Source organism: Calothrix sp. 336/3 (assembly GCF_000734895.2).
Classification (GTDB): Bacteria; Cyanobacteriota; Cyanobacteriia; order Cyanobacteriales; family Nostocaceae; genus 336-3.
Map to the genome: position 1 here is coordinate 3763175 of NZ_CP011382.1, position 25581 is coordinate 3788755.

Consider the following 25581-nt stretch of genomic DNA (forward strand, 5'->3'; position numbering starts at 1 on the left):
AGGAGACAGGTAATAGAAAAACACCATCATCCATACCCCCCATTACCTATTGAGAAATCTTCAATTCGTAGAGATTCCAGAAGGGACCACCCAGGGCAGTATACTTAATTCCGGTAAAGCGATCGCGCACTGCTTGTAAATCTAATCTTTCTACCAAGTGAATAAAGGGTAGTTGCTCGGAAGCAATACGTTGGTACTCGTAGTAATATTCCTTGCGTTTATTTTCGTCTACTTCCAGGGCACCCTTGACATACAGTTGATCAATTTGTTTTTCCCAGTCGGCAACTTTCCAACCAATCATCGGTGGATCACCAGGTTGGGGACCTAAATTAAATGCATGGGAAGCACCATTAATTCTCCAGATATTACTCGCACCATGGGGTTCAATCCCACCACCAGCAAACCCACCGATATAGCAATCCCAATTTTGCGAGATTTTCAGCTTTTCCAAGTAGGCATTAAAACTGAGAATTTGTAAATCTACCTGCATTCCCAATTTTCCTAAATCTTGGCGGATTTGCGCTGCCATATCACCCCGCGCTTTGCGTTCTGCATTCGTCAGCAAGGTAAAGCGTACACGGTTGCCATCCTCATCTAGAAGCTGGTTTTTTTCGTTATATTTAAACCCTGCCCCTAAAAGTAATTTCTTGGCTTTTTCTGGGTCGTAATTATAGACTTTCAAGCCTTTTTCTGGGGGAAGAAAATAGGGACTTTTCACATAGACAAAGGAATTTTGCAACTCACCCAGTCCGCGAAAAGCGTTAGTTTTCATAGTTTCGCGGTCAATAGCATAAGCTACAGCTTGACGAAATTCCTTTTTATTAAACCAACGGGATTTTATCGGATCGACAAAATGTTCACCTTTGGGATTTTTGGCTTGATTGAGGTTAAAAGCAATAAAAGTAGTACCCGTATCAGGACCACCATTATAAATTTGGAAGCGCGATCGCTTCTCTTCTTTCTTGAGTAAACTAAACCCTTCTGGTGGAACCTCTAAACTATCTAACTTCCCTGTCCGAAAACTAATTAACTGGTTATCGGTAGATTCAATAATTTGGTAAATAATCCGCTCAATATAGGGTTGGGGTTTACCTTGAGCGTCTTTACGCCAATAGTAGGGGTTTCGCTTGAGAATTACCCTTTGACTAGGAATATAACTTTCCATGACGTAGGGACCATTTCCCACAATGTCCTGGGGATTAGTTCCCGTTGTCCACATGGTTAAAAATTTCAGATTACCCTTAGCATCCTGGGTACGGACAGATTCCTGAAGAATGTGAGCAGGTAAAATTTCAATCCCACCTACCAACTGCAAAAAAGGTGCAAAGGGTTCGGGTACGGTGAATTCTACCTGGCGATCGCTGATTTTTTTTACCTTCGGCAGTTGTCCACTTTCCCCGACCTTGAGAGCATCTTTTGTAGGAGTAGGAACTTTAGGGTTCAGGTAAATTTCATTGTAAGTAAATACCACATCATCAGCAGTCAAAGGTTTACCATCTGACCACTTCAAACCCTCGCGTAAATTAATTACGATGCGCTGTCCATTGTCTGAGACTTTCCAAGATTCGGCTAAACTCGGTTCCAGCTTAGTTGTCAGAGGATTGGTGGAAATTAAAGAATCATAGAGAAAACCAAAGACGCTGTACGCAGACTCATTCAACGCAGGGTTAAAGGTGGAAGGTTCCCCTAAAGAAGCAACCACCATCTGAGGTACTTGAGCTGCCACAGTCTTAAATTTCGCCGGATTACAAGCTGTAATTACCAATGCTGTAATCATTGCCAGAACTACTGGTAAGCGAAAACGCCAAATTGTCGGGAAGATGCGGAAAAATTTCGTCATTATACGTAAATAACTGAATAAAACTGAGTCTCAGTGAGATTGCTCATCATTTTACTCTCACCTCACAGTATCACCCACATCCTATCCGCATAATCCTAGACTTTCTCAACCCTATAAAAAATCTTGCCAATAGAGAAAAATAGGACAGGAGAATTGCTTTCTCATCATGCTATTATTTCGACCAAACCTGTAGATAGTCAGACCTTACATACCAAAATAATCCCTGAATAGGGACTGCAAATGGGAACCAAAATCTTGATATCTCATGGTGAATAGGTCAGTTTTAATAGTTTTTCTTTCATTTTGGGGCATTATTTCAATATATCTTGAGAATTCTTACTATGAAGAAAATTTTTGATATAAGCTTACGAGAACTAATTATTGATACTACCGCCAATATTTCCGATAAATACCTGGTACAACTTCTACTGGCAACCTTTGATAGATATAATTATCATCTCGAAATAGCGAAAAATAATCATAAATTTTTTAGAAACTCTAATTATTTTTTCTCTTTCTTAATTCCCGTCTATTCTGCATTCTTTACCTATATTGTCAGTAATGACTTAATTATATCTAAGACAATTTTAGGAGTTTTGGGACTCATTTTAACGATTATGACCATCGTCGTATCGATACTAAAACCCTATGAAAGATGTATTGCCGCAGCAGAGGTGCTGATTGTTCTCAGTGATTGGAAAACTGATCTGATTGTAAATTTGGGAAATGTTGAGTTGGAGGTAGATACAAATCACAAGCGGCAAGCACTTTATGAACTTTTACAGAGAAAAGATAAAGAGATTTCCCAAGTGGGAGAGGCAATGATGGAAAATTTAATACCCAAATGTATCAATGTTCAAGGAAAGACAGATAAAGACAAAAGTTAATAATTTTCTAGAAATCTGAGTCAAAAATCTATGAATTGGGGGCGATCGCCATGGGAATAAGCAGAATTCCAATTTGACAGAACCCCCACGATGAATCAAATCAACTACTAAAAGTGATAACTAAGCTGATGTGCAGCTAAATTGTATAAATGGAGAATATCAAATTATTCTAGTGCGGGCATCCCTTCACTTCGTTCGAGGGTAGTTTTGCCTGTTTCTAATATACAAATTAAATGTGCTACAGCTTACTAGCCGCAATTACAAAGCTCTATCAGTTCCCTAGCAACAATATGGGGTGCAAACTTTTCTGCCACATATTGACTAGATAACCAACCCCGTTTTAAAGTTTCCTCTGGAGACTCGATACAGAATTTCAAACAATTTGCTAATTCTCTAATATCACCATTTTTAAAAGATAAACTATGGGGTCCTCCCACCTCTGGTAATCCTCCCATCTGAGAAACAATCGTACAGGTTTGTACACTACTAGCTTCTAAAACAGTATAGGGTGCTGGGTCTTGCCAACGAGAAGGAGCAACTAAAGCCAAAGCATTTTTTACATGATTTAGGACTTCTGTATGGGGTAATTTACCTAGAAACTGCACATAATCATTTATTTCTAAACTTTGAGCCAGTTGTTTTAACTCACCGGCTTGGGGACCATCTCCAATAATCACTAATTGAAATTTTTTTTGTTCTTCATTAAGAAGTTTCACCGCTTTTAATAAAATATCTACACCTTTGTCAGCATCTAATCTCCCAACAAAAATCAACTTTTTCTCTTCAGATAGATGCTCTAGATTTTTGGGCTGTTGATATTCGGAAATATCTATAGGATTATAAATAGTTTTGACTAACCAAGGAAAAGAACAGGACTCTCCTAAAAAATTACTACACGCTGTATGAGAGTCAGCTAAAAATGCCGTCCCAATCCGAGTTAATAAACGAGCCAGCTTGACCAAAGCAAAAAACTTCCACTTCCAAGGATAATTGGCTGGAGGATAGATTGTTTTTAATTCTTGTTTAAATCTTTCTCCAAATGTCTTTGGCTCATACTTGCTGTGGGTACAAAAATATAAGGGAAAATGGTATTTAATAATAATTTTTTTGCCAAATAACTTACATAACAAAGCAAATCCTAAATCATTAGAATTCATGTGGACAATATCTGACCAGAAAATACCTGCAATCCATTGCCATAAATTATCCTGTCTCGTAGAGATTGTTTGAACTTGAATATTAGCTTTTTCCAACTCTGGAATGACAGCATGAACATAGGTGAGAACACCACTAATCTCATGGCTGTAATGACGATGCTGAATTAAAAGTTTCATAAAATAAATGATTCTATCGATTTACTTTTCAGTATTCCCCAGCGATCGCCAAAAAGCACAATTCACTCTCACCTATGGAAATTGAAAATTACCTACCCCTATGCATTGCTCACCCCACTCAATAAGACAACTGCATAGGCACAAATACCTTCTTCCCGTCCAGTTGGTCCCAATTTTTCATTAGTCGTAGCTTTGACACCGACTTGATTAGGTTCTAATTGCAACACACCTGCAATTTTTGCCCGCATTTGATGAATATGGGGTTTCAGTTTTGGACGTTCTGCCACTACTACCGAGTCAATATTACTTACCTGCCATCCCTGCTCTTGAATCAGTTGATGGACTTGCTGCAATAACACCAGGCTATCAGCCCCTGCCCACTTATCGTCGGTAGGAGGAAAATAATGCCCAATATCACCTAGGGATAAGGCTCCTAGCATAGCGTCCATAATCGCATGGGTCAGGACATCCGCATCACTATGTCCCAGTAAACCCAGGGTATGGGGAATATTTACACCACCCAAAATCAGAGGGCGATCGCTCACCAAACGGTGCATATCATAGCCATTACCAATACGAATATTCATCATCTGCTAATTATCTAGATTTGAGACTTGAAGTACCTTGTGTGAATCAATGCTCCCCTTCCCTGCGCTTCATCTCCTCCCAAGCTTTGAGCATATCCGGACGACGGCGACGGGTACGTTCCAATTGCTGTTGAAAACGCCACTTGGCAATTTCAGCATGATTCCCTGAAAGCAAAACATCAGGAACTTTCCAACCACGAAAGTTGGCAGGGCGAGTATATTGGGGATAGTCCAACAGTCCAGCTTCAAAACTTTCCGACTGTAAAGACTCGACTTTCCCAACAGTCCCAGGTAAAAGACGCACCACTCCGTTGATTAAAGCCATTGCCGGAATTTCACCTCCGGTTAAAATAAAATCACCGAGGGAAACTTCACGAGTGACTAAATTTAGTACTCGGTCGTCCACACCTTCGTAATGACCACAAATTACAACCAGTTGGTCAAAATCAGTCGCTAATTCTCGTAGCAGGGGTTGATCCATGGTTTGTCCTTGGGGACTCATGAGAATCACTTCCCTACGCGGCAAATCCGTTAAGGACTCCACTGCCGCAAAAATGGGTTCTGGCTTCATCAGCATACCCACACCCCCTCCATAAGGCTCATCATCGACTTTACGGTGTTTGTCTGTGGTAAAGTCGCGGGGATTCACCAAATTGACTTGAGCTATTTGCTTGGCTAGAGCTTTACCTAGTAAGCCAGAGTTCAAGACGGAGGCAAAACAATCAGGAAACAGCGTAACTATATCAAAGCGCACAGTAATTCGTATTGAAAGACACTATTCTTTGAGATTGGAGTCTTTTATCTCGCGGTCAGGAGAATGGTGTGATACACACATTCCGCCCCGCAAAGGTATCCAAAAGTACCGAAAATATTAGATTTCCTGTGGAATCCCAAGTTTTTCTAGTTACTTAATTTATGTTTAAATATTGTCACATCTCCATTTAAATTAATAATCTCACTAAGTTAACAACTTCCAGGATGCATCAAGCTAGCCCTAGAAAAAAGTGTACAAAGACTTGCTTCTTTCACCCTTACCGTCTTGGAGGCGATCGCCCCCAAGCCCTATTTTGCCAGTCTGACAACCTAGAACAGGTAAATTCCCAAACACAAACTCGCAAAAACGGTAATAGACATAGGGTTGATGCATCTGTTGCGATTAGCAATGTCCTTTGTCAAAGGTAAGACGCGAGAATAATTGAGGCTAAAACGGCAATCAAGTAACAGAGTCTCTGCTCGCTTTTTGCCTACCTTGTTAAATTCACCTGAAGTTGTTGACAGGAGAAACACAATGCCGGAATTAAAAGCTAAATCGCTGGAAATGAGGACACCCCAAGCCACTAAAACTGCTGTTCTAGTCATCGGTGGTGCAGAAGATAAAGTTCATGGACGAGAAATCCTCCGAACTTTTTTTGCACGCGCTGGTGGTAGTGATGCCCATATCGCTATTATCCCCTCTGCCTCCCGCGAACCATCGATTATTGGCGGTCGCTATATTCGAATTTTTGAAGATATGGGGGCAAAGAAAGTCGAGCTTTTGGACATTCGGGAACGGGAGCAGTGCGAGTATCGTGATTATCAAACTTCCCTAGAAGCCTGTTCTGGGGTTTTTTTGACGGGAGGCGACCAGTTACGTCTGTGCGGTGTTTTATCAGACACCCCAGCGATGGAAATCATTAGACAGCGAGTCAGGATGGGGCAACTGACTCTTGCTGGAACTAGTGCTGGAGCCGCAGTCATGGGTCATCACATGATTGCAGGTGGGGGAAGCGGTGAATCCCCCAATCGTTCCCTGGTGGACATGGCAACGGGCTTAGGATTAATCCCAGAGGTGGTTGTTGACCAACATTTCAGCAATCGCAATCGGATGGGGCGCTTAATTAGTGCTATTTCCTCTCACCCTGACCGGATAGGAATTGGTATTGATGAAGACACCTGTGCTATGTTTGAGCGCGACGGTTGGTTACAAGTTATGGGTAAAGGCAGTGTGACTATTGTCGATCCCACGGAAGTTACCCACACCAATGAACCCCACGTTGGTGCTACCGAACCCCTGACAATTCATAATTTACGCCTGCATATTCTTAGCCATGGCGATCGCTTTCACCTCTACCAACGTACTGTTCTACCTGCCGTATACAGAATATCCAGCTAGATGAGTAGATTGACGGATATTGAGAAGTATCTATTTATTTTTGATATTTTTGACCAACCACACATCCGTTAGGTCATAAATCCCAAATTCTACTATTTGATACCCAGTACTACTGTGCAATTAATCCAAAAATATCCCACAATCAGCACAGCCAAGGGGAAGTAGCAAAAGCTGGAGAAGCACAAAAACACTATGCTTTTCCCAATCAAAGTTCCCCAGCCTAGTAGTTATCAAATCTCAAATCCACTCTAATTTGCTGACGGTAAAAGTATATTAGGTTACACTAAATTGTCCAGCCCTTGCGACATTGCTGCAAGAAAGTGAGAATAATACGATGTAAGAGCAAAAAACTGTTTACTATGAACAGTGAAGCGGTCAATTCCAGTAAGAAACTAGAATTTTGGTTCCGAATCTCCATCTACCTATTCCCATGAGAATCCTCAAGATCCAGACCTTACGCGGCCCCAACTATTGGAGCATTCGACGCCACAAGCTGATCGTCATGCGCCTCGACTTAGAATCCCTATCAGAGACGCCATCGAATGAAATTCCCGGCTTTTACGAAGGATTAGTTGAGGCTCTGCCGAGTCTGGAGGGTCACTACTGCTCCCCTGGTTGTCGTGGTGGCTTTCTGATGCGGGTACGAGAAGGCACCATGATGGGTCACATTGTGGAACACGTAGCCCTAGAACTACAAGACTTAGCGGGAATGCACGTTGGCTTCGGTCGTACTCGTGAAACAGCCACATCTGGTGTTTACCAGGTGGTATTTGAGTATCTCAATGAAGAAGCAGGACGTTACGCTGGTAGAGCGGCAGTTCGTCTATGTCAAAGCATTGTTGATAGAGGTCGCTACCCGAAAGCGGAATTAGAGCAAGACCTGCAAGACCTCAAAGACCTCTGGCGAGATGCTTCCCTCGGACCGAGTACAGAAGCAATCATCAAAGAAGCGGAAAAACGTGGTATCCCCTGGATGCCCCTAGGCGCACGCTTCCTGATTCAATTGGGCTACGGCGCGCACCAAAAACGGATGCAAGCCACCATGAGTGACAACACAGGCATTCTGGGAGTCGAGTTAGCCTGTGATAAAGAAGCCACAAAACGCATTCTCGCTAATGCTGGGGTTCCAGTACCCAAAGGCACAGTAATTAATTTCCTAGATGACTTAGAAGAAGCAATAGAATACGTTGGTGGCTATCCAATTGTGATTAAACCTTTGGATGGTAACCATGGACGTGGCATCACCATTGACATTAAAAGCTGGGAAGAGGCAGAAGCGGCATATGATGCTGCTCGGCAAGTTTCTCGCTCTGTAATCATTGAGCGGTATTACGTGGGACGCGACCATCGGGTATTAGTCGTAGATGGCAAGGTTGTGGCTGTCGCTGAACGTGTACCCGCTCATGTGATTGGTGATGGTGCATCTACAATTGCTGACTTGATTGAAGAAACGAACAAAGACCCCAATCGGGGTGACGGGCATGACAATATTCTCACCCGAATTGAATTAGACCGTACAAGTTATCAGTTATTAGAAAGACAAGGCTATACACTAAATACAGTTCTCCCTAAAGGTCAGATTTGTTACTTACGAGCTACCGCTAACTTAAGTACAGGTGGTAGTGCTGTAGATAGGACTGACGAAATTCACCCAGAAAACGTCTGGCTAGCACAGCGCATCGTCAAAGTAATTGGTTTAGATATTGCGGGTATTGATGTTGTCACCTCTGATATTAGTAAGCCCTTACGGGAAGTTGACGGTGTGATTGTCGAGGTGAATGCGGCTCCTGGTTTCCGGATGCACGTTGCTCCCAGTCAAGGTACTCCCCGCAATGTTGCCGGGGCAGTCCTGGATATGCTCTTCCCCCATGAGCAATCTAGCCGTGTACCAGTTTTAAGTGTGACTGGCACTAATGGTAAAACTACTACGACTCGTTTACTTGCACATATTTTCAAGCAAACCAATAAGGTAGTAGGCTTTACAACCACTGACGGGACTTATATCGGTGATTATTTGATTGAAGCCGGGGATAATACTGGACCCCAGAGTGCTCAATTAATCCTCCAAGACCCGACAGTAGAAGTTGCCGTACTAGAAACTGCCCGTGGTGGGATTCTCCGCTCTGGTTTAGCCTTTGAGTCGGCAAATGTCAGTGTTATTCTCAATGTTGCAGCTGATCACCTGGGGCTAGGTGATATTGAAACTATTGAACAATTAGCACATCTCAAGAGTGTAGTTGCGGAGTCAGTATTTCCTGATGGTTATGCTGTATTGAATGCGGATGACCCCCGCGTGGCAGCAATGGCAGAGAAAACTAAGGCAAATATTGCCTATTTCACCATGAACCCTGATGCGGAATTGGTACGTAGCCATATCCAGAAAGGGGGAGTTGCCGCAGTCTATGAAAATGGTTTTCTGTCGATTTTAAAAGGTGATTGGACGCACCGGATTGAACGGGCGGAAAATATTCCCTTAACCATGGGGGGACGGGCACCATTTATGATTGCCAATGCCTTAGCAGCGTCTTTAGCAGCATTTGTGCAGAATGTCACCATTGAGCAAATTCGGGCTGGGTTGAATACTTTTAGGGCTTCGGTGAGTCAAACTCCCGGACGGATGAATCTGTTTAACCTAGGGAATTTCCATGCCTTAGTGGATTATGCTCACAATCCTCACAGTTATGAGGCATTAGGTTCCTTTGTGCGGAATTGGACATCGGGACAAAAAATTGGGGTTGTGGGTGGTCCTGGCGATCGCCGCGATCAAGATTTTGTCTCCCTTGGTAGACTTGCTGCTGATATTTTTGACCGGGTGATTATCAAAGAAGATGATGACACCAGAGGAAGGCAACGGGGTTCTGCTGCGGCTCTGATTACCCAGGGAATTCAGGAAATTAACGCCAACAGCAAGTATGAGACGATTCTGGATGAATCTACAGCTATTAACAAAGCTTTAGACTCAGCTCCCGATAACAGCTTAGTGGTGATATTACCGGAAAGTGTGAGTCGGGCAATTCAGTTAATCAAAGCGCGGGGTGTAGTCAAGGAAGAAATTCCTCAACAGAATAATTCCCATACTATTCCTGATTCTCAAAACAATGTCTCACCCACATTAGTTGTAAAAAGTCAATAGTTTATAGGGAGAAAATAGGGTGATAAAGTATCGCCCTATATATCTTCTATAAGTTATCTTGTTCCGAACTAGCTGTATCCTGGGGATTTTTCAATTCTTCCTTAAATCCTCGGAGGGTTTTACCCAAAGCGCTACCTAGTTCGGGAATTTTTTTTGGTCCGAAGACTAATAGAACAACAACGGAAATCACTGCAACTTCTGCCCATCCAAGTCCAAATGGCATATATATTCCCCGTGTATAGGCTGATATAAATATATTAGGGCATTGAGCATTGGGTATAGGAAAGTGGACTCTGAAGAATTAATTTTTTCCTGGTTGCCTGTTTGCCAATTCCCACTTCCCTTTTGTTCTTTGTTCTGAAAATATGTCTGAGTTTCCCCACTTAGAAAGAGCGCTTAAATATCACTTCGGTTATGATCAGTTCCGTCCTGGACAAAGGCAAGTGATTGAAGCAGGGTTGCAAAATCGGGATTTATTGGTGGTAATGCCGACGGGTGGGGGGAAATCCTTATGCTTCCAGCTACCAGCATTGATAAAAGGGGGATTGATGGTAGTGGTGTCACCCTTAATTGCCTTAATGCAAGATCAGGTGGAAGCATTACGGAATAATAATATTCCGGCAACTTTTTTGAATAGTAGTTTAAATCAGTATCAAGTGCGATCGCGGGAACACGCTATCTTGAATGGCAAGGTAAAATTGCTCTATGTAGCACCGGAAAGACTTGTCAGTGATAGATTTCTCCCTTTTCTGGATTTAGTACAACACCAAGTCGGTATTTCCGCTTTTGCCATTGATGAAGCTCATTGTGTATCGGAATGGGGACATGATTTTCGTCCAGAGTACCGCCAATTAATTTTACTACGGCAACGCTACCCCAAGGTTCCCACCTTTGCTTTGACAGCCACTGCAACTGATAGGGTACGTGCTGATATTATTCAACAGTTAGGGTTGCGAGAACCAACTATTCATATTGCCAGTTTTAATCGGCAAAATCTTTATTATGAGGTACGGGAAAAAAATAAGGGTTCCTTTGCTGAGTTATTAGAGCTAATTCAAGACACAGAGGGTTCGGTAATTATTTACTGTCTGACTCGCAAAAAAGTTGACGAAATCGCCTTTAAATTACAACATCATCAACTTTCTGCCCTACCCTACCATGCAGGTTTATCCGATGAAGAAAGGTCGAAGAATCAAACACAATTTATCCGTGATGATGTGAGAATCATGGTGGCAACTATTGCCTTTGGGATGGGGATTAATAAGCCTGATGTTCGCTTAGTTGTACATTTTGATATCCCCAGAAATTTAGAAAGCTACTATCAAGAATCGGGACGAGGTGGTAGGGATGGGGAAGCATCGCGCTGTACATTATTTTATAGTTATGGTGATGTCAAAACCATTGAATATTTAATTAATCAAAAACCTGACCCCCAGGAACAATTAATTGCTAAACAACAGTTACGGCAAGTTATTGACTATGCGGAAGGAACGGATTGCAGACGAGTAATTCAACTGGGGTATTTTGGTGAAAGATTCCCCGGTAATTGTGGTAACTGTGATAACTGCCGTTCACCCAAACCAATGCAAGATTGGACAATTGAAGCGATGAAATTTCTATCTTGTGTGGCAAGGTGTAAAGAAAGATTTGGGATGGCTCATATTATAGATGTGTTACGGGGTTCTAAAAATCAAAAAGTTACCCAGTACGAGCATGATCAACTTTCTACCTACGGAATTGGTAAGGATAAAACCGTTGATGAGTGGCGAATGTTAGGACGTTCCTTATTACATCAAGGTTTACTAGAACAAACTAGTGATGGTTATGCAGTTTTAAAATTAAATGCTTTGAGCTGGGAAGTAATGCGAAAAAAACGTACTGTTTCCCTTGCGGTTCCCGTGGTACAGAAGATTAGTTGGAAAGAGAGAAGTAGCAAAGCAGAAGCCGCAGAAATGTTATTAATGAGATTGCGATCGCTACGTAAAAATCTGGCTGATCAACAATCCGTTCCCCCCTATGTTGTCTTCCCTGACTCGACTCTGCGACTAATGGCACAGGTACAACCCCAAAGTTTAGAGGAGTTTGGTAAACTTTCTGGTGTGGGTAGTCACAAGCTTGCCCAGTATGGAGAAAAATTTATTCATGAAATTGTCGCCTATCGTCAAGAAAATACGGCGAAGTCAGTAAATAGCCAAGTAAATCTTGGAAATGGTGGCAACTTTCCCACGGAAACAGAATTATTAACCCTACAATTACACAAGCAGGGATTGAGCGTTGAGGAAATTGCCGAGCAGAGAAATCTCCGTCCGACAACGATTATCCGCCATCTTGCCGATTTAATTGACAAAAATCAACCTGTTAACTTCGATTTGTTGGTGACACCAGAAAAACAACAAAAAATCTGCCAGGTGTTAGATATCCTCGGTGATATATCCCTCACCCCTATCAAAGAATATTTAGGCAATAATTATAGCTTTGATGAAATTCGTTTGGCTCGTGGTAAATGGCGACGGAATCACAAGTCATAAATAATTTTGGGCGATCGCCCCAGCTATACGTGGAATTTTAGTGGCGATCGCTGATATCAAAACTCAAAATCAACTTATGTCACTCCTCACAAGGGAGTTTTGACTGAAATCAGAAAATTAAATACTTCTAGTAGGAATGCATCGTGACTACTAGAGGGCAACCTTAACCAAGGGAATAAGGATAAACTGTGACATTAGAACTGATTTCTTGACTATCAGATACGATTACTGGTGAGGTATCTTGCTTTGTTTTCTTCACTAATACCATAGATAAGACCTTGGGGAGAGCAAGGCAAATCACAGTGTTGACTATTGTCAGTACTAGACCGTCTGTCAGACTCATAGATAATCCCCTTATCAAAAAAGATTACTCACTTTTGTATTGTTGACTAAATTCTCTGGAAAAAATACTATCTATGATTTTGATTTTCTTTTCAGTGTTATAAGTTTTTTTAAATGTAAATTTTTATAACTAATTCTAGCCTTGAAGACTATGGAATACATCAGTAAATGTAATGATTGATTGCAAGTCCGGAACTGAAGTTGTTTGCAATCGCTTTCATACTCAAAATCTATAAAAATTGCCTTTCCATCTCATAAATACTCTGAACTCCATAGTCTTTTCCTCTGAAAAATAATCAGAAATTAATCAATCATTCGTCGAAAAATACTATGAAGTACAGAGGGGTATATTAATAGATTTTAGCCTCTTAGTTGGGAGAACATTTGGGGCAGAAATCAGGACTAAATCTACAGGATGGACCACCTGTTAATCGATAAGACATACAATATGGAAAACTTGTGAGTTGATTTGTATGAGGGGTAAAGTTAGCAAACAAGGATTTGTTGTTTCTGATGCGAGGGTCGAGAATAATCGATAATAATCTGGGTAATACCAGACAGGTAAAACTACTGATTAGAGTCAGCATTATCACCTCTATTTGACCCATAGATAATCACCTCCTGAATTAATTTGCTATCTTTTGTCTTTATTTGTAATTAAGAATCGATTGGCAAATAAAAACAAAATTGCATTACTTTTTATCTATACAAATTAATTATAATATAGATTTATTTAGATATATGCAGATTCTTGTCAATATTGCTGTAAATACTCGTAATTGTGTATTGAGTTGATGAATATCTTCTTGATAGTGCAGAATAGGCTGGAAAAATCATCAGAATAAGTACTTAGTTTGTGATGTCAAAAAAAACTGAAAATATGCTTATCACAGTAGATGTACCGCTCCGAGTACAGGAAAAAATCAAAGATTTGGTGGATTACTCTCAAGTTTCATCTTTGCCAGAAATTTGGTCATTGGTAGGACAAAAGTTTGGCAAAATAGTGGCATTACGTGACCCCCACAGTAAACCCGAAGTGGTGGTGACTTATGCACAGTTATCTGACCAAATTCGTAAATTTGCCGCAGGTTTGCAAGCTTTGGGGATTCAAGCAGGCGATCGCCTCTCCCTAATTGCCGATAATTCCACCCGTTGGCTGATCGCCGACCAAGGGATAATGATGGCTGGGGGTGTGGATGCGGTGCGCAGTTCCCAGGCAGAAAAAGAGGAATTACTGTTTATCATTACCAATAGTGGCAGTAAAGCCCTAGTAGTCGAAGACAGAAAAACCCTGAATAAACTTCGGGAACGTCTTGATGATTTGCCGATTCAATTTGTGATTTTGCTTTCCTCTGAATCAGCACCACCAGAAGACAACCTGAAAATTCTCAATTTTTCCCAGTTAATCGAATTAGGGACAAATCATAATTTTACCCCCGTTCACCAAACCCGTGATACCTTAGCAACTCTGATTTACACCTCCGGAACCACAGGGCAACCCAAGGGTGTAATGCTCAGTCACGGCAACTTGCTGCACCAAGTCAACTCCCTAGGAACTGTTGTGCAACCAGAACCAGGGGATATTGTTCTCAGTATCTTACCAACTTGGCATAGTTATGAACGTAGCTGTGAATACTTCCTGCTTTCCCAAGGTTGTACTCAGGTTTACACAAATTTGCGCTCCGTCAAGGGTGATTTGAAAAAATACCAGCCCCACTTCATGATTGCGGTTCCCCGACTCTTAGAGTCGATTTATGAGGGGGTACAGAAGCAATTTCGAGAGCAACCAGAGTCAAAGCAAAAACTAGTCAAGACTTTGTTAGGTTTTAGTCAGAAATATATTCAAGCACGGCGCACAGCCCAAGGGCTAAATCTACAAAATATCTATGCTTCTGCTGGGGAAAAATTAATTGCCACTTTACAAGCAGGAATTTTCTCTCCCCTCCATGCTCTAGGAGAAAAACTGATTTACAGCAAAGTCCGAGAAGCCACAGGTGGCAGAATCAAATACATGATTAGTGGTGGTGGTGCTTTACCCAAACACGTCGATGATTTCTTTGAAACTGTGGGAGTAGAAATCTTAGTGGGTTACGGGTTGACAGAAACCTCTCCCGTCACCCATGTGCGTCGCCCTTGGAGGAATATACGGGGAGCCGCAGGACAAACTATACTCGGAACAGAAGCGAAAATTGTTGATCCAGAAACTCGTAAAGATTTGCCCGTGGGAGAACGGGGTTTAGTACTGTTGCGAGGTCCACAAATTATGCAGGGTTACTACCAAAACCCAGAAGCAACAGCCAAAGCCATCGATAGTCAGGGATGGTTTGATAGCGGGGATTTAGGCTTGTTGACAACCGCCAACGATTTGATTTTAACCGGACGGGCAAAAGATACGATTGTATTAACCAATGGGGAAAATATCGAGCCACAACCCATTGAGGATGCTTGTTTGCGATCGCCATATATTGACCAAATCATGCTAGTAGGGCAAGATCAGCGCAGTCTGGGCGCGTTGATTGTTCCTAACGTGGAAGCATTGGCAGCATGGGCAGAAAGTCAAAATTTGCAATTGTGTATTCCCCAAAACAATGTAACAACGGCGACAAGTCAACACATAAATCTGGAGAGTAAAATAATCCAGGATTTGTTTAGGCAAGAGTTAACGCGAGAAGTGCAAAACCGTCCTGGTTATCGAGCAGATGATCGCATTACCGTGTTTAGGCTGATTCTAGAGCCGTTTTCTATGGAAAATGGCATGATGACGCAAACTCTGAAAATTAGGCGGCATATTGTCATGGAGCATTACCGCGATATGATTAACGCCATGTTTGCCTAATCTATGACTTAGGTGCTGAGGACTAAGTTATGGGTGCTATTTAATTGCCCCCATGACTTGAGAATGATGGGGTGCTGAGTGCAGATTCAGTACCCATAAGCTAATCTATTGCAAACAATCGAGTGAACGGAAAATTTTTATGGATGTCTCCAAACCTCAATTACTTCTGAAACGTGTAGTGAATGTGAAAGCAGTTGTGACACCTCTGTGGAAAGAGGAAGTACAACAGCAGTTGCAAACACAGATTAATCAACTTGATCAGCAATTGCAACAATTAGAGGTGGAAGGACAAAGGGCGATCGCCGCGATTCAAAAACAAAGTCTCCAACCCCCAGGACCCCAAACCCTACAACAAATCGATAATATCCAACTCCAGGTCAACCAAAAGAAAAGTGAATTATTAGAACAAAAGAACCAGTTATTACAAAACTTGCAACAGGTACAATTCCTAGAATTAGATCAGGAAGTTAACCAATTTCAGATGGAAGGGACTTTCCGCGTGGAACCCGGTGATAACCTGATTAGTAAAATGCAGGTGGAAGTCGTTCTGCGGGACGGTATTGTTGAAGAGATTCGTGGCGATATCTAGAACCACTACTATTTTCTGCTAACGGAGAAAAATCTTTACCAAGCAGTGACCTAGCTATCAGATTTATTGATAACTCACTCACTGTCTTTCTGAAATTTAATGACAATTGGCAGCAGTGAGACTGTATCGAGGATTATGCTGCCAACATTTTTTTTGGGAACCCACCCAAACAATTTGCCACATGGGAGGGGAGCTAGCGAGGAGCGATCGCCCAAAACTGGTTAATTCCACACGATACCTCGTTGCATTCGCCACATTAGCTGCTTTCTGAGTTTGGGTAATCGTGACTAAAGCTTGGTTGGGTTGGGGATACATCACCTCAACTTTGCGAGATATAGGTTTGACCCCATTATCGTCAAAAGCATCCAGAGCTAGGGCTGCTGGATCCGTACCTTGGAGAGAAGATTTTATTCTCTCTAAAGGGATTGTTTGGTAATGCACTCGTTCCGGGTTTATCACTGTTTCCTGGGTGGAAATTGCCCTAGACAGTCCCTGGTGTTCCTCATCGGTGGTGGATATCATCGCCAATGGTTGACGATTATTCATGTAAACTCCAGCAACTGCTGTGGCAAAGAGACTAATGATGAGAAGGATGAAAACCTTGAGCTTTGCCGACATAAAATTAAAAACAGTTTGAAAAGTAATTCACTTATCACTTTGCATTTTAAATGCAGGATTCGCCTTTGTTCCTCCCACTGTTGGGTAATTATTCCGATTGACAGACCCGTGATAAGAAATACAAATTATTAGACTATTTAGTTTTAAGATAGTTCCTCACGTCATCACTGTTGATACAATTCGATCTGGCATAAATATGTTTTCTGTGGGCAGGGTGGTGAAAAATTCGGTGAGTCTGTGACTATAGTCAATAGTCAAGTCACAAACTAATTCACCTCTTTTAGAGCCTACTCACATACACTGATGGTTTGAAAGTCAAGGGTTTAGACGCAAAGACACAAAAAATATCTCACCCCCAGCCTTTCGCCAATTAGTATGGAAACTACCTCAGCCAGTCCATAAATATTATCGATTCGTCAGACACCCCTATGAGCATTAACGAAGTATTCATGCCCGCGCTAAGTTCCACCATGATTGAAGGTAAAATCGTTTCTTGGGTAAAATCTCCCGGTGACAAAGTGGAAAAAGGCGAGACTGTGGTGGTTGTCGAGTCTGATAAGGCGGATATGGATGTAGAGTCCTTTTATGAGGGATATTTAGCACATATTATCGTGCCTGCCGGGGAAAGCGCCCCTGTGGGTGCAGCGATCGCCCTCTTAGCAGCAACAGAAGCGGAAATTCCGGCGGCGATCGCCCAAGCTCAAAGTGCAGCCAAACCCACAGCTACAACACCAGCAACACCAGCACCTGTAAGCGCTCCTGTCAGTGAATCTGTGTCCGTCGGGTCAAATGGTTCTAGTCGTCCCTCTGGACGCACTGTAGCTTCTCCCCGCGCTCGCAAATTAGCCAAAGATTTCAAAGTTGATATCAACTCTCTGATTGGTAGCGGTCCCTACGGTCGCATTATCGCCGAAGATGTGGAAGCCGCAGCTGGGAAGGTTTCTACCCCTGCTATTTCTGCCCCTGTCACCCCGGTTTCTGCCCCTGCTCCCGTTGCCAAACCCGCCCCGGCACCTGCACCTTCAGTGGCAGCAATCCCTGGTCAAACCACACCCTTTACTACCCTGCAAACTGCCGTAATTCGTAGTATGAATGCCAGTTTGTCCGTACCAGTATTCCGGGTTGGTTATACAATTACAACGGATAGCCTGGATAAATTATATAAGCAAATTAAATCTAAGGGCGTAACCATGACTGCCCTCATTGCCAAAGCTGTAGCAGTCACCTTAAAGAAACATCCTTTAGTCAACGCCAGCTATTCTGACCAAGGAATTGTTTTCCACGGAAATATCAACGTATCCGTAGCAGTTGCCATGGATGACGGTGGTTTAATTACACCAGTACTACAAAATGCTGATCAGCAGGATATCTACACCCTATCCCGTAGCTGGAAATCCTTGGTAGAGCGTGCTAGAGCCAAGCAACTTCAGCCGGAAGAATACAGCACAGGTACTTTTACCGTTTCTAATTTGGGAATGTTCGGTGTGGATAAATTTGATGCCATTTTACCCCCAGGTCAAGGTGGAATTCTGGCGATCGGTGCATCTCGCCCCCAAATTGTTGCTACTCCCGACGGAATGTTTGGTGTCAAACAGCAAATGCAAGTTAACTTGACTGCTGATCACCGCATCATCTATGGCGCTCATGCAGCAGCATTCCTGCAAGATTTAGCTAAGTTGATTGAAACCGATGCTCAATCTTTAACTATGTAAATTCAGATACTAGTTACATCTAATCCAGAAGATTCCCATAGGGTTCAGGTTATGGGATGTAGCTCTGGAGCATCGTCACCTTAAAAAGCTAGATTCATTACCCTCCCTTTATTTGAAGGTTAGAAAGGGTATACTTTTAACTACAATCTATTGCAAGATATTTCGACTTGAGTGAATTGAACTCAAGTTTTTTTGTGGCTATTTATGGTAATAGTACTGATTTAATTGTGATTTTTAGGACAATATACTGAATAAAGGTGTGAGGAATTGGGATATTGATGTCTGAGACGTAAATTTACCTTTGTGTGAGTCTCTGGTGTTTGTGTCCATATTGCCATGAAAGCGAAAAACTATGGGAGCGGTATTTTACCGTTCATCAAAGCCGGTAATTTCGGAAGATTTTCCTAGAAAATGCAAATAGAGAAATCACAAAAAAGTATTTTTACGAAATCGGAGTTTTTCCCAATGTAGTAATTCTTGTTGGTAGACAACCTCACCACAAAATCCTCTCCGGAAACAAGATTGGTGAGGTTTATTTCTACCTTAAAGATGTCAATTAATATTTATTTTCATATTGACATTTATTACTCAATTAAATATCAATGCATTTGAAATCAGGAGAAAGTATGCCATACAAATATAAGATTTTATCTATCGACGGTGGTGGAATTCGTGGTATTATCCCTGCAATGGTTTTGGCAGAAGTAGAGAAACGTACAGGTAAACACATCTGCCAATTATTTGATTTAATTGCTGGGACTTCCACGGGGGGAATCTTAGGTATGGCTTTAACTAAACCCCATCCTGAACGCAAAAATGAACCTCAATATACAGCAAAAGAACTAATCGAAATGTATCGTCACGATTCTGCTCGAATTTTTGACGAACCCTTTTTAGAAGGTTTAGTACACTTTGATGATATTGTGGGACCTAAGTTTCCTTCTCAAGGAAGAAATGATGTTTTAACTCAGTATCTTGGTGACACACAAATCAATGAAGCCCTCACCAATATATTTGTTACTAGTTATGATATCGAGTTGCGGATGCCGATTTTCTTTACTAAAAATGATAAAAATCTTGCCCGTGATAACTTCCGCAAATTGTGTCAAGGTTACACAATGAAACAAGCAGCAATGGCAACTTCTGCTGCACCTACTTATTTTGAACCCTATAAAGTTCCCACAACAGATAGAACCGATAATGGTTACTATTCTTTAGTTGATGGTGGTGTATTTGCTAATAACCCCACTTCCTTAGCAATTATGGAAGCGATTATTAATTCTAAGCAAAAACACAAGGAAACTTTAGCGTTGAATGAGATTTTAGTTATCTCTTTAGGTACAGGTTCCTTAACTCGGAAATATCCCTACGAACAAGCCAAGGAATGGGGGCTTTTAGGCTGGATTGCGCCCCTAATTAATATTATTATGGATGCGGCGAGTGAGTCGGTGGCTTGCCAGTTAGAACAGTTACTACCCAAAGCAACTGCGGAACCACAACAATACTATCGCTTCCAACCACAATTGAATAAAGCTAATGATGATATGGATGATGTGAGTCGCGGCAATATCTATGAGTTAGAGACTCTGGGAAAACTTGTTATTCAACAAAATAGCTCAGAAATAGATGAGTTATGTGAGCAGTTAATGGCAAGTTGGCAAGCATCTCAACTAGAAAATAATCATGCTTTAGTCGATGCTAGGTAATAGTATCGTTGTTTAAATATTATTAACTTAGCAAAGTGTTTAATATTTGATAAAGTGAAGCGAAGAGGTAATATTCTCTTTGCTTCATTGACGTTTTTCGACTTACTTATACCGATTCAAAAAATGTTTACGACAGATACCCCACCCGCCCTATCGGGCACCCTCACCGATTTCGGGGAGGGCTGGGGAGGGGTTTTGTCCATGTGTCGTATTGTTTTTTCAAATTGGTATTATTTTTGATAGGTTATGATTTAGAGAAAAACTAGATATAAAAAGTTGCCAAACTGGCAATACATATCAGTGATTCCTGACTTATGATGACCAACAATTAATTCAATGAGCTTAACCAGTGGTGCATTCGTGACAGGTTAAGACAAAATTCGTTTTGTCAATAGTAGTTACGCTAGAAGTTGAAACTATAGTTAGGTATCAAATTTCGTCTTCTACGGAATTTGTCGGGTAAGAATGAGTGATGTTTTTTAAGATGACGCGATCGCTATGCCAAAAAATTGCGTTTTCTACCCTATTTTTAGCAATATTTTAAGCATTATTACTCATTGACAAATTGTTGATAACTTTAACCTGTCACGAATGCCAGTGGTGTTGTAATATCACTCGGTAGCCCCAGGGTAATTACCGAGTGAGGTAAATCAGTAGTTACAAAATTTCCTTATGGGTGAAGGATTTGGCGTTAGCTCCTGTATAGGTTGCCACAATATGACCATCACCAGTCATCTGATATTTATACGTCACTAAACCTTCTAAACCTACGGGACCACGGGGGGGCATTTGTTGGGTGCTGATACCGACTTCTGCACCAAAACCGTACCGGAAACCATCAGCAAAACGGGTGGAACAATTGTGATAAACCCCGGCTGCATTGACTAAGGAAAGAAAAATATTAGCGGCTTCTGCATCTTCGGTAATAATGCCATCGGTATGTTTAGAACCATACTCATGAATGTGAGCGATCGCCGCTTCTAAATTATCGACAATTTTCACGGATAAAATTAAATCACTGTATTCTGTTTCCCAATCTACGTCGGTAGCAGCAGGGAGATAATTTAATATATTTCTGGTACTTTCATCTCCCCTCAACTCTACATTTACTGTCTCTAAAGCTTGGGCAATGACTGGTATGAATGCTTGAGCTATATCACGATGAACTAATAAAGTTTCAATGGCATTACAAGCTGCTGGATATTGAATTTTAGCATCAACTGTAATCGCTACAGCTTTCTCGATATCGGCAGCTTTATCAATATATAAATGACAAATACCATCTGCATGACCTAATACAGGAATGCGGGTATTTTCCTGAACAAATCTCACAAAGGAATTAGAACCCCTGGGAATAATTAAATCTACATATTTATCTAGTTGTAAAAGTCCTAGGGTTTCTTCCCTCGTAGTTAATAACTGTATAACTTCCGGGTTGATTGCGCTTTGAGATAATCCCTGTTTAATTGCTTTGACAATTGCCTCACAGGAACGAATCGCTTCTTTTCCACCCTTGAGAATTACCCCATTCCCTGATTTTATCGCCAGAGCCGCAATTTGAATCGCCGCTTCTGGACGTGCTTCAAAAATTACCCCTAAAACCCCCAAGGGACAAGTGACGCGCTTCATGACTAAACCTGTGTCCAATTCCCGGTGAATCTGGACTTTTCCTACGGGATCGGGAAGTTTTCCTACATCCTTAACTCCGGCGATCGCGTCTCTTAATTTATGCTCATCTAACTGCAACCTTTTATACAGGGGTTTGGCTATTCCCTCCATATTTGCTGCTTGACAATCGGCAATATTTGCTTGCAAAATTTCATCCTGGGCAGATTCTAAAGCATGGGCGACACAATCAATTGCCTGATTTTTCAGTTCCTCGGAAAGCACAGCTAATTTCAAAGCTGCCAAGCGGGTTTTTTTCCCAATCTCAATCAAATTTAAGGAATTATCGACAGTTGTATTCATAGGTCAAAAATCAAAATTTACTAACATTTTTCCTCTGTTGCCGTCATAGCAAACCGAGTTAAAATCTCTTTGGAGATGAGAGTTAATTAGGTAAAACTTGCAGAATAAGATTATTGATTTTCAACGGAGTCAAATCATCAAAAATATCTCCATCATCCTGCTCTTTCCTGGAAAATTATTCAGCTAATTGGGATTTTGCCCGTTGCCATAGGGTTTCCAATTCTTGCAATGTGTAGTCGCTGAGGGGTTTGTCCGCAAATAATTCCATTTTTTGCATACGCTGAATGAAACGCTGATTTGTCCCTCCTAAAGCCTTACTAGGGTCTAAATCATACCATCGAGCCAACTGAACGATCGCAAATAGTAAATCCCCTAATTCCGCTTCCTGTCTTTCCTTTGTCTCCTGTTCTAAAGCCTGCTGAAACTCTCCCAATTCCTCGTGAAATTTCTCCCACACACCATCAATATTTTCCCATTCAAAGCCTACCTGAGCAGCTTTTTGAGAAATTTTCATAGCTGCCATCAATGGTGGCAATTTCCGCGTGTAACCGCCCAATTTATAACTTAATTTTTGCTCTGTGGGTGCGGGTTCTCCCTTTTCTGCGGCTTTAATTTCTTCCCAATTTTTCCGGACTTCTTCCACATTTTGCACAGAGATATCACCAAAGACGTGGGGATGACGACGCACTAATTTTTCGGCTATGCCTTGGGCAACTTCTTTTAAGGTAAATTGCTGATATTCTCCGGCAATCTGCGCTTGCAAAACTACCTGTAATAATAAATCCCCTAATTCCTCGGCGATCGCCCTCCTATCTCCACTTTGAATCGCATCCACTACCTCATAAGCTTCCTCAATCACATAGGGTGTCAGGGTTTGGGGAGTTTGTGCTAAATCCCAGGGACAACCCCCATCGGGATTACGTAACTTTGCCACCACATCAATTAACTCTTGAATTGCAGCAAGAGTCTCAGGGTTTCTCTGAGTCGCGGGAAATTCCATAATCAAAAGAAGGTGAAATGTCAGTGAATAATAACTATGAACGTTTGCGAGATTGAGTAGTTTTTGATATTTTGCTTGCGGTTTTGGGCGATCGCCTAGTGACTACTTTTTTACGTTTCTTCATTTTGCCACCAGATAGTAAACCTGCGATACCCTGTTTTTGCCAACGTTTATAGGTGGAACCTCCCCAGTCACTCACGTAATGACTCATCGCACCCAATTCCAACCCGATAAACAAAGCCAAAAATTCTCTGCCATAACGAATCAGAGAACTACTCACCGTAGACTCTACCATTTGCCAACTACCACGGGCGATCGCCAACTGTTCTACTACCACCGCACCAACCAGCACTACAATCCCCACAACTCCGCACAAATACACTATTCGCAAAGTTGTACCAATTACTGGACCATGGGATAGGAAAGAACGATGACGCAAGCTTTTTTGATAGGGTAGCCAAATCCAACGCAACCAACCCCAACGCTGATAATGAATAGAGAAAATATCTAAATCGGGTCCAAACATCAGCCCCCCGAACATATACCCGCTCACCACCACCAAAGTCAAGTTGCCACTGCGCGTCTGCATATAGGTGACACCAGCGATAACAGGTAAAGTCCAAAGAGTGATGCGATCGTGCGTGCGACCAGAGGGCATAATATCAAACTGCACATTTGGGAATTCAGTATAACAAGCCTTGGTCTCGAAAAATTACCAGAAAAGATTGTCCAAATTATTTTTGCAAAAGTACTAGCGCAATTCTAGAAACCTGTGCTATATTTATTAATCGTGAGCGCAAACGAAAACGGCACACAAAAACGGGTGGTTAGCTCAGTTGGTAGAGCGCCTGCCTTACAAGCAGGATGTCACAGGTTCGAGTCCTGTACTACCCATATTATTTTTAGAGTTTTGTGACTTTGCCCGTAGCTTTGCGGCAAAGACAAGCTGATGCTTACAATTGACTTTATGAGCGTGAACGAGCTTGAGGTCGTTCCTTCCTGTTCCCTTCTTGTTGATTTAGGGTTGGCTGCTATTGTTATTATTTGATTTAGGGGCGTTACTAAATAACCAAGAAAGCAGATTAGCCACTGTTGCCGCACCAAAGGAAAACAACGCAATAATGGCATCACGAGGTAAAACACCGTCTAACCAACTTCCTTGGATTTTAGAGACGGGGAAATCTTTATCTAAGCCAATTTGAATTTGTTTAGTTTTACCAGAAAAGCGGGCTTCTATACCTTTTTTGGTGGGAACAAGTTGTAAATTGCGGATGAGTTGAATATCTAACGGTTTATCCGGTTGCTCTCCTAAGAGAAACTGATTTTCTTTTATTTCCCGTTCTTGTTCTACCATGCGAATTTTGCCTTCCACAATGGTAGAAACTTCTAAATCATCTCTGATGTCGCCGCTATTTTTATCTACGTAAATAAATTTTACATCTTTGGTAGCTATCTTTTCTCTGAACCATTTTTTTGCTTCATCTTTCGGTGGTTTAGATAGGGTAAGATAAACATCAGTATTTTGTGCCAGTTCTAACTTAAAGTCTTTATTGTCGGGATTAACAATAAACTCTAATTGTCCTTGTTCCTCCTGTGGTTGGGGTAAATTTAAATTAGGTGATTTTAATTTATATCCTTGTACAATAACTTTGATTGGTTGTTCACCTAAATATATGTCTAATGTGTTGGGATTATTTTGTAAGGGTTGCGGATTGGGTCTGAGAGAGAAACCAAGCTGCTGACGGAAAAAATCATAGCTCATTCCGACTACTTTTGTTTGGGGTTGTAGTCTTAAATTATTGAGGATGATTTCGCTTGGTGCTGCCGAATTAGCTGGAGCTAAAATCAATTTACTCTTGCGGTCTGTAAGCTCAATTTCTAAGGAATTTAATCGATTTAGTTGGGGCAATAATTCACTTGTAAATGCACCTGTAAACGTTATTGTTTGGATTCCTTCCTTTTCTAGCGTTTTAATGTCTTTAATATTATTAATAAAAAGTTTTGCATCTTCACCATTATAGGTAAAACTAATTTCTTGAGAGATCACATTGCCTTCAAATTTATGTGTTCCTGGAACGATCGCGGCGATGGTGACAAGAATAACGACTAACAGTAATAGTAATATGGAAATAAATATTTTTTGCTGGACTAGATAATCTCTTAACTTTGGTAGTTCTTGGGGAAATTGTTTAAGAGTTGTTTGTAACTTTGGAAAGTATTGGCGAATTTTGTCAATAACCGCACGAAAAAAGCCCACTAATTTAGTGAAGCCAAGTTTACTGATAGGACTCCCTATGGGGTTGATGGAATTGCGAGATTTTTGTTTGGCTTTGTGCCGTGCAGCCATAT

At 41.5% G+C, this 25581-nt stretch carries 20 protein-coding genes and 1 tRNA gene; 9 read left to right on the forward strand and 12 right to left on the reverse strand.

Annotation, left to right across the window (positions count from 1 at the left end; translation table 11 throughout):
• Window positions 1-46 precede the first annotated feature (46 nt).
• Window positions 47-1840, reverse strand: a complete 1794-nt coding sequence (locus tag IJ00_RS15795; protein ID WP_035154504.1) for an ABC transporter substrate-binding protein — start codon at window positions 1838-1840, stop codon at window positions 47-49.
• A gap of 341 nt (window positions 1841-2181) precedes the next feature.
• Here IJ00_RS15795 and IJ00_RS15800 point away from each other — a divergent pair, with 341 nt between their 5' ends.
• Complete coding sequence (locus IJ00_RS15800; protein WP_035154505.1) at window positions 2182-2727, forward strand: hypothetical protein; 546 nt, start codon at window positions 2182-2184, stop codon at window positions 2725-2727.
• Window positions 2728-2975: 248 nt separating this feature from the next.
• Here IJ00_RS15800 and IJ00_RS15805 read toward each other — a convergent pair whose 3' ends face one another.
• The 4 genes from IJ00_RS15805 to IJ00_RS29110 all read right to left on the reverse strand — a co-directional run bounded on the left by IJ00_RS15805 (window position 2976) and on the right by IJ00_RS29110 (window position 5795).
• Window positions 2976-4061, reverse strand: a complete 1086-nt coding sequence (locus tag IJ00_RS15805) for a glycosyltransferase family 4 protein (RefSeq protein WP_035154506.1) — start codon at window positions 4059-4061, stop codon at window positions 2976-2978.
• A gap of 98 nt (window positions 4062-4159) precedes the next feature.
• On the reverse strand, window positions 4160-4648 hold the full coding sequence (gene ispF / locus IJ00_RS15810) for a 2-C-methyl-D-erythritol 2,4-cyclodiphosphate synthase (protein WP_035154507.1): 489 nt from the start codon (window positions 4646-4648) through the stop codon (window positions 4160-4162).
• A gap of 46 nt (window positions 4649-4694) precedes the next feature.
• Entirely contained in the window at window positions 4695-5402 is a 708-nt protein-coding gene (gene trmD, locus IJ00_RS15815; RefSeq protein WP_035154508.1) for a tRNA (guanosine(37)-N1)-methyltransferase TrmD, read from the reverse strand.
• A gap of 240 nt (window positions 5403-5642) precedes the next feature.
• Window positions 5643-5795: a hypothetical protein gene (locus tag IJ00_RS29110; RefSeq protein WP_168163492.1), complete on the reverse strand. Its 153-nt coding sequence runs from the start codon at window positions 5793-5795 to the stop codon at window positions 5643-5645.
• Between the two features lie 141 nt (window positions 5796-5936).
• On the opposite strand from IJ00_RS29110, the gene IJ00_RS15820 reads away from it, so the two are divergent.
• Window positions 5937-6800: a cyanophycinase gene (locus IJ00_RS15820; protein ID WP_035154509.1), complete on the forward strand. Its 864-nt coding sequence runs from the start codon at window positions 5937-5939 to the stop codon at window positions 6798-6800.
• A gap of 430 nt (window positions 6801-7230) precedes the next feature.
• A complete protein-coding gene (gene cphA / locus IJ00_RS15825; RefSeq protein ID WP_035154510.1) occupies window positions 7231-9933 on the forward strand; it encodes a cyanophycin synthetase in 2703 nt (900 codons plus the stop codon).
• A gap of 46 nt (window positions 9934-9979) precedes the next feature.
• On the opposite strand, the gene tatA is transcribed toward cphA, so the two are convergent.
• Window positions 9980-10156, reverse strand: coding sequence for a twin-arginine translocase TatA/TatE family subunit (gene tatA, locus IJ00_RS15830; protein ID WP_035154511.1), 177 nt, complete (start codon window positions 10154-10156; stop codon window positions 9980-9982).
• A gap of 142 nt (window positions 10157-10298) precedes the next feature.
• Between tatA and recQ the strand changes: the two genes are divergently transcribed.
• Window positions 10299-12461, forward strand: a complete 2163-nt coding sequence (gene recQ / locus IJ00_RS15835; RefSeq protein ID WP_035154512.1) for a DNA helicase RecQ — start codon at window positions 10299-10301, stop codon at window positions 12459-12461.
• A 163-nt stretch (window positions 12462-12624) separates the two neighbouring features.
• Here recQ and IJ00_RS15840 read toward each other — a convergent pair whose 3' ends face one another.
• Window positions 12625-12804 (reverse strand): hypothetical protein, encoded by a 180-nt coding sequence (locus IJ00_RS15840; protein ID WP_035154513.1) that lies wholly within the window; start codon window positions 12802-12804, stop codon window positions 12625-12627.
• A gap of 879 nt (window positions 12805-13683) precedes the next feature.
• Here IJ00_RS15840 and IJ00_RS15845 point away from each other — a divergent pair.
• Entirely contained in the window at window positions 13684-15639 is a 1956-nt protein-coding gene (locus IJ00_RS15845) for a long-chain fatty acid--CoA ligase (RefSeq protein WP_035159130.1), read from the forward strand.
• Window positions 15640-15778: 139 nt separating this feature from the next.
• The gene (locus IJ00_RS15850; RefSeq protein WP_035154514.1) at window positions 15779-16228 is read left to right on the forward strand and encodes a YlqD family protein; all 450 of its coding nucleotides are present in this window, start codon (window positions 15779-15781) and stop codon (window positions 16226-16228) included.
• 96 nt (window positions 16229-16324) lie between these two features.
• On the opposite strand, the gene IJ00_RS15855 is transcribed toward IJ00_RS15850, so the two are convergent.
• On the reverse strand, window positions 16325-16846 hold the full coding sequence (locus IJ00_RS15855; protein WP_035154515.1) for a hypothetical protein: 522 nt from the start codon (window positions 16844-16846) through the stop codon (window positions 16325-16327).
• 428 nt (window positions 16847-17274) lie between these two features.
• Between IJ00_RS15855 and IJ00_RS15860 the strand changes: the two genes are divergently transcribed.
• Complete coding sequence (locus tag IJ00_RS15860; RefSeq protein ID WP_082127340.1) at window positions 17275-18558, forward strand: dihydrolipoamide acetyltransferase family protein; 1284 nt, start codon at window positions 17275-17277, stop codon at window positions 18556-18558.
• 626 nt (window positions 18559-19184) lie between these two features.
• Entirely contained in the window at window positions 19185-20264 is a 1080-nt protein-coding gene (locus IJ00_RS15865; protein ID WP_035154516.1) for a patatin-like phospholipase family protein, read from the forward strand.
• Window positions 20265-20921: 657 nt separating this feature from the next.
• On the opposite strand, the gene IJ00_RS15870 is transcribed toward IJ00_RS15865, so the two are convergent.
• The 3 genes from IJ00_RS15870 to IJ00_RS15880 all read right to left on the reverse strand — a co-directional run bounded on the left by IJ00_RS15870 (window position 20922) and on the right by IJ00_RS15880 (window position 23890).
• Window positions 20922-22232: a glutamate-5-semialdehyde dehydrogenase gene (locus IJ00_RS15870; RefSeq protein WP_035154517.1), complete on the reverse strand. Its 1311-nt coding sequence runs from the start codon at window positions 22230-22232 to the stop codon at window positions 20922-20924.
• 175 nt (window positions 22233-22407) lie between these two features.
• Window positions 22408-23232: a nucleoside triphosphate pyrophosphohydrolase gene (gene mazG, locus IJ00_RS15875; protein WP_035154518.1), complete on the reverse strand. Its 825-nt coding sequence runs from the start codon at window positions 23230-23232 to the stop codon at window positions 22408-22410.
• Window positions 23233-23266: 34 nt separating this feature from the next.
• The gene (locus IJ00_RS15880) at window positions 23267-23890 is read right to left on the reverse strand and encodes a metal-binding protein (RefSeq protein WP_035154519.1); all 624 of its coding nucleotides are present in this window, start codon (window positions 23888-23890) and stop codon (window positions 23267-23269) included.
• Between the two features lie 163 nt (window positions 23891-24053).
• Here IJ00_RS15880 and IJ00_RS15885 point away from each other — a divergent pair.
• Window positions 24054-24126, forward strand: a tRNA-Val gene (locus IJ00_RS15885).
• A gap of 124 nt (window positions 24127-24250) precedes the next feature.
• On the opposite strand, the gene IJ00_RS15890 is transcribed toward IJ00_RS15885, so the two are convergent.
• Window positions 24251-25579, reverse strand: coding sequence for a hypothetical protein (locus tag IJ00_RS15890; RefSeq protein WP_052754468.1), 1329 nt, complete (start codon window positions 25577-25579; stop codon window positions 24251-24253).
• Between the last annotated feature and the right edge of the window lie 2 nt (window positions 25580-25581).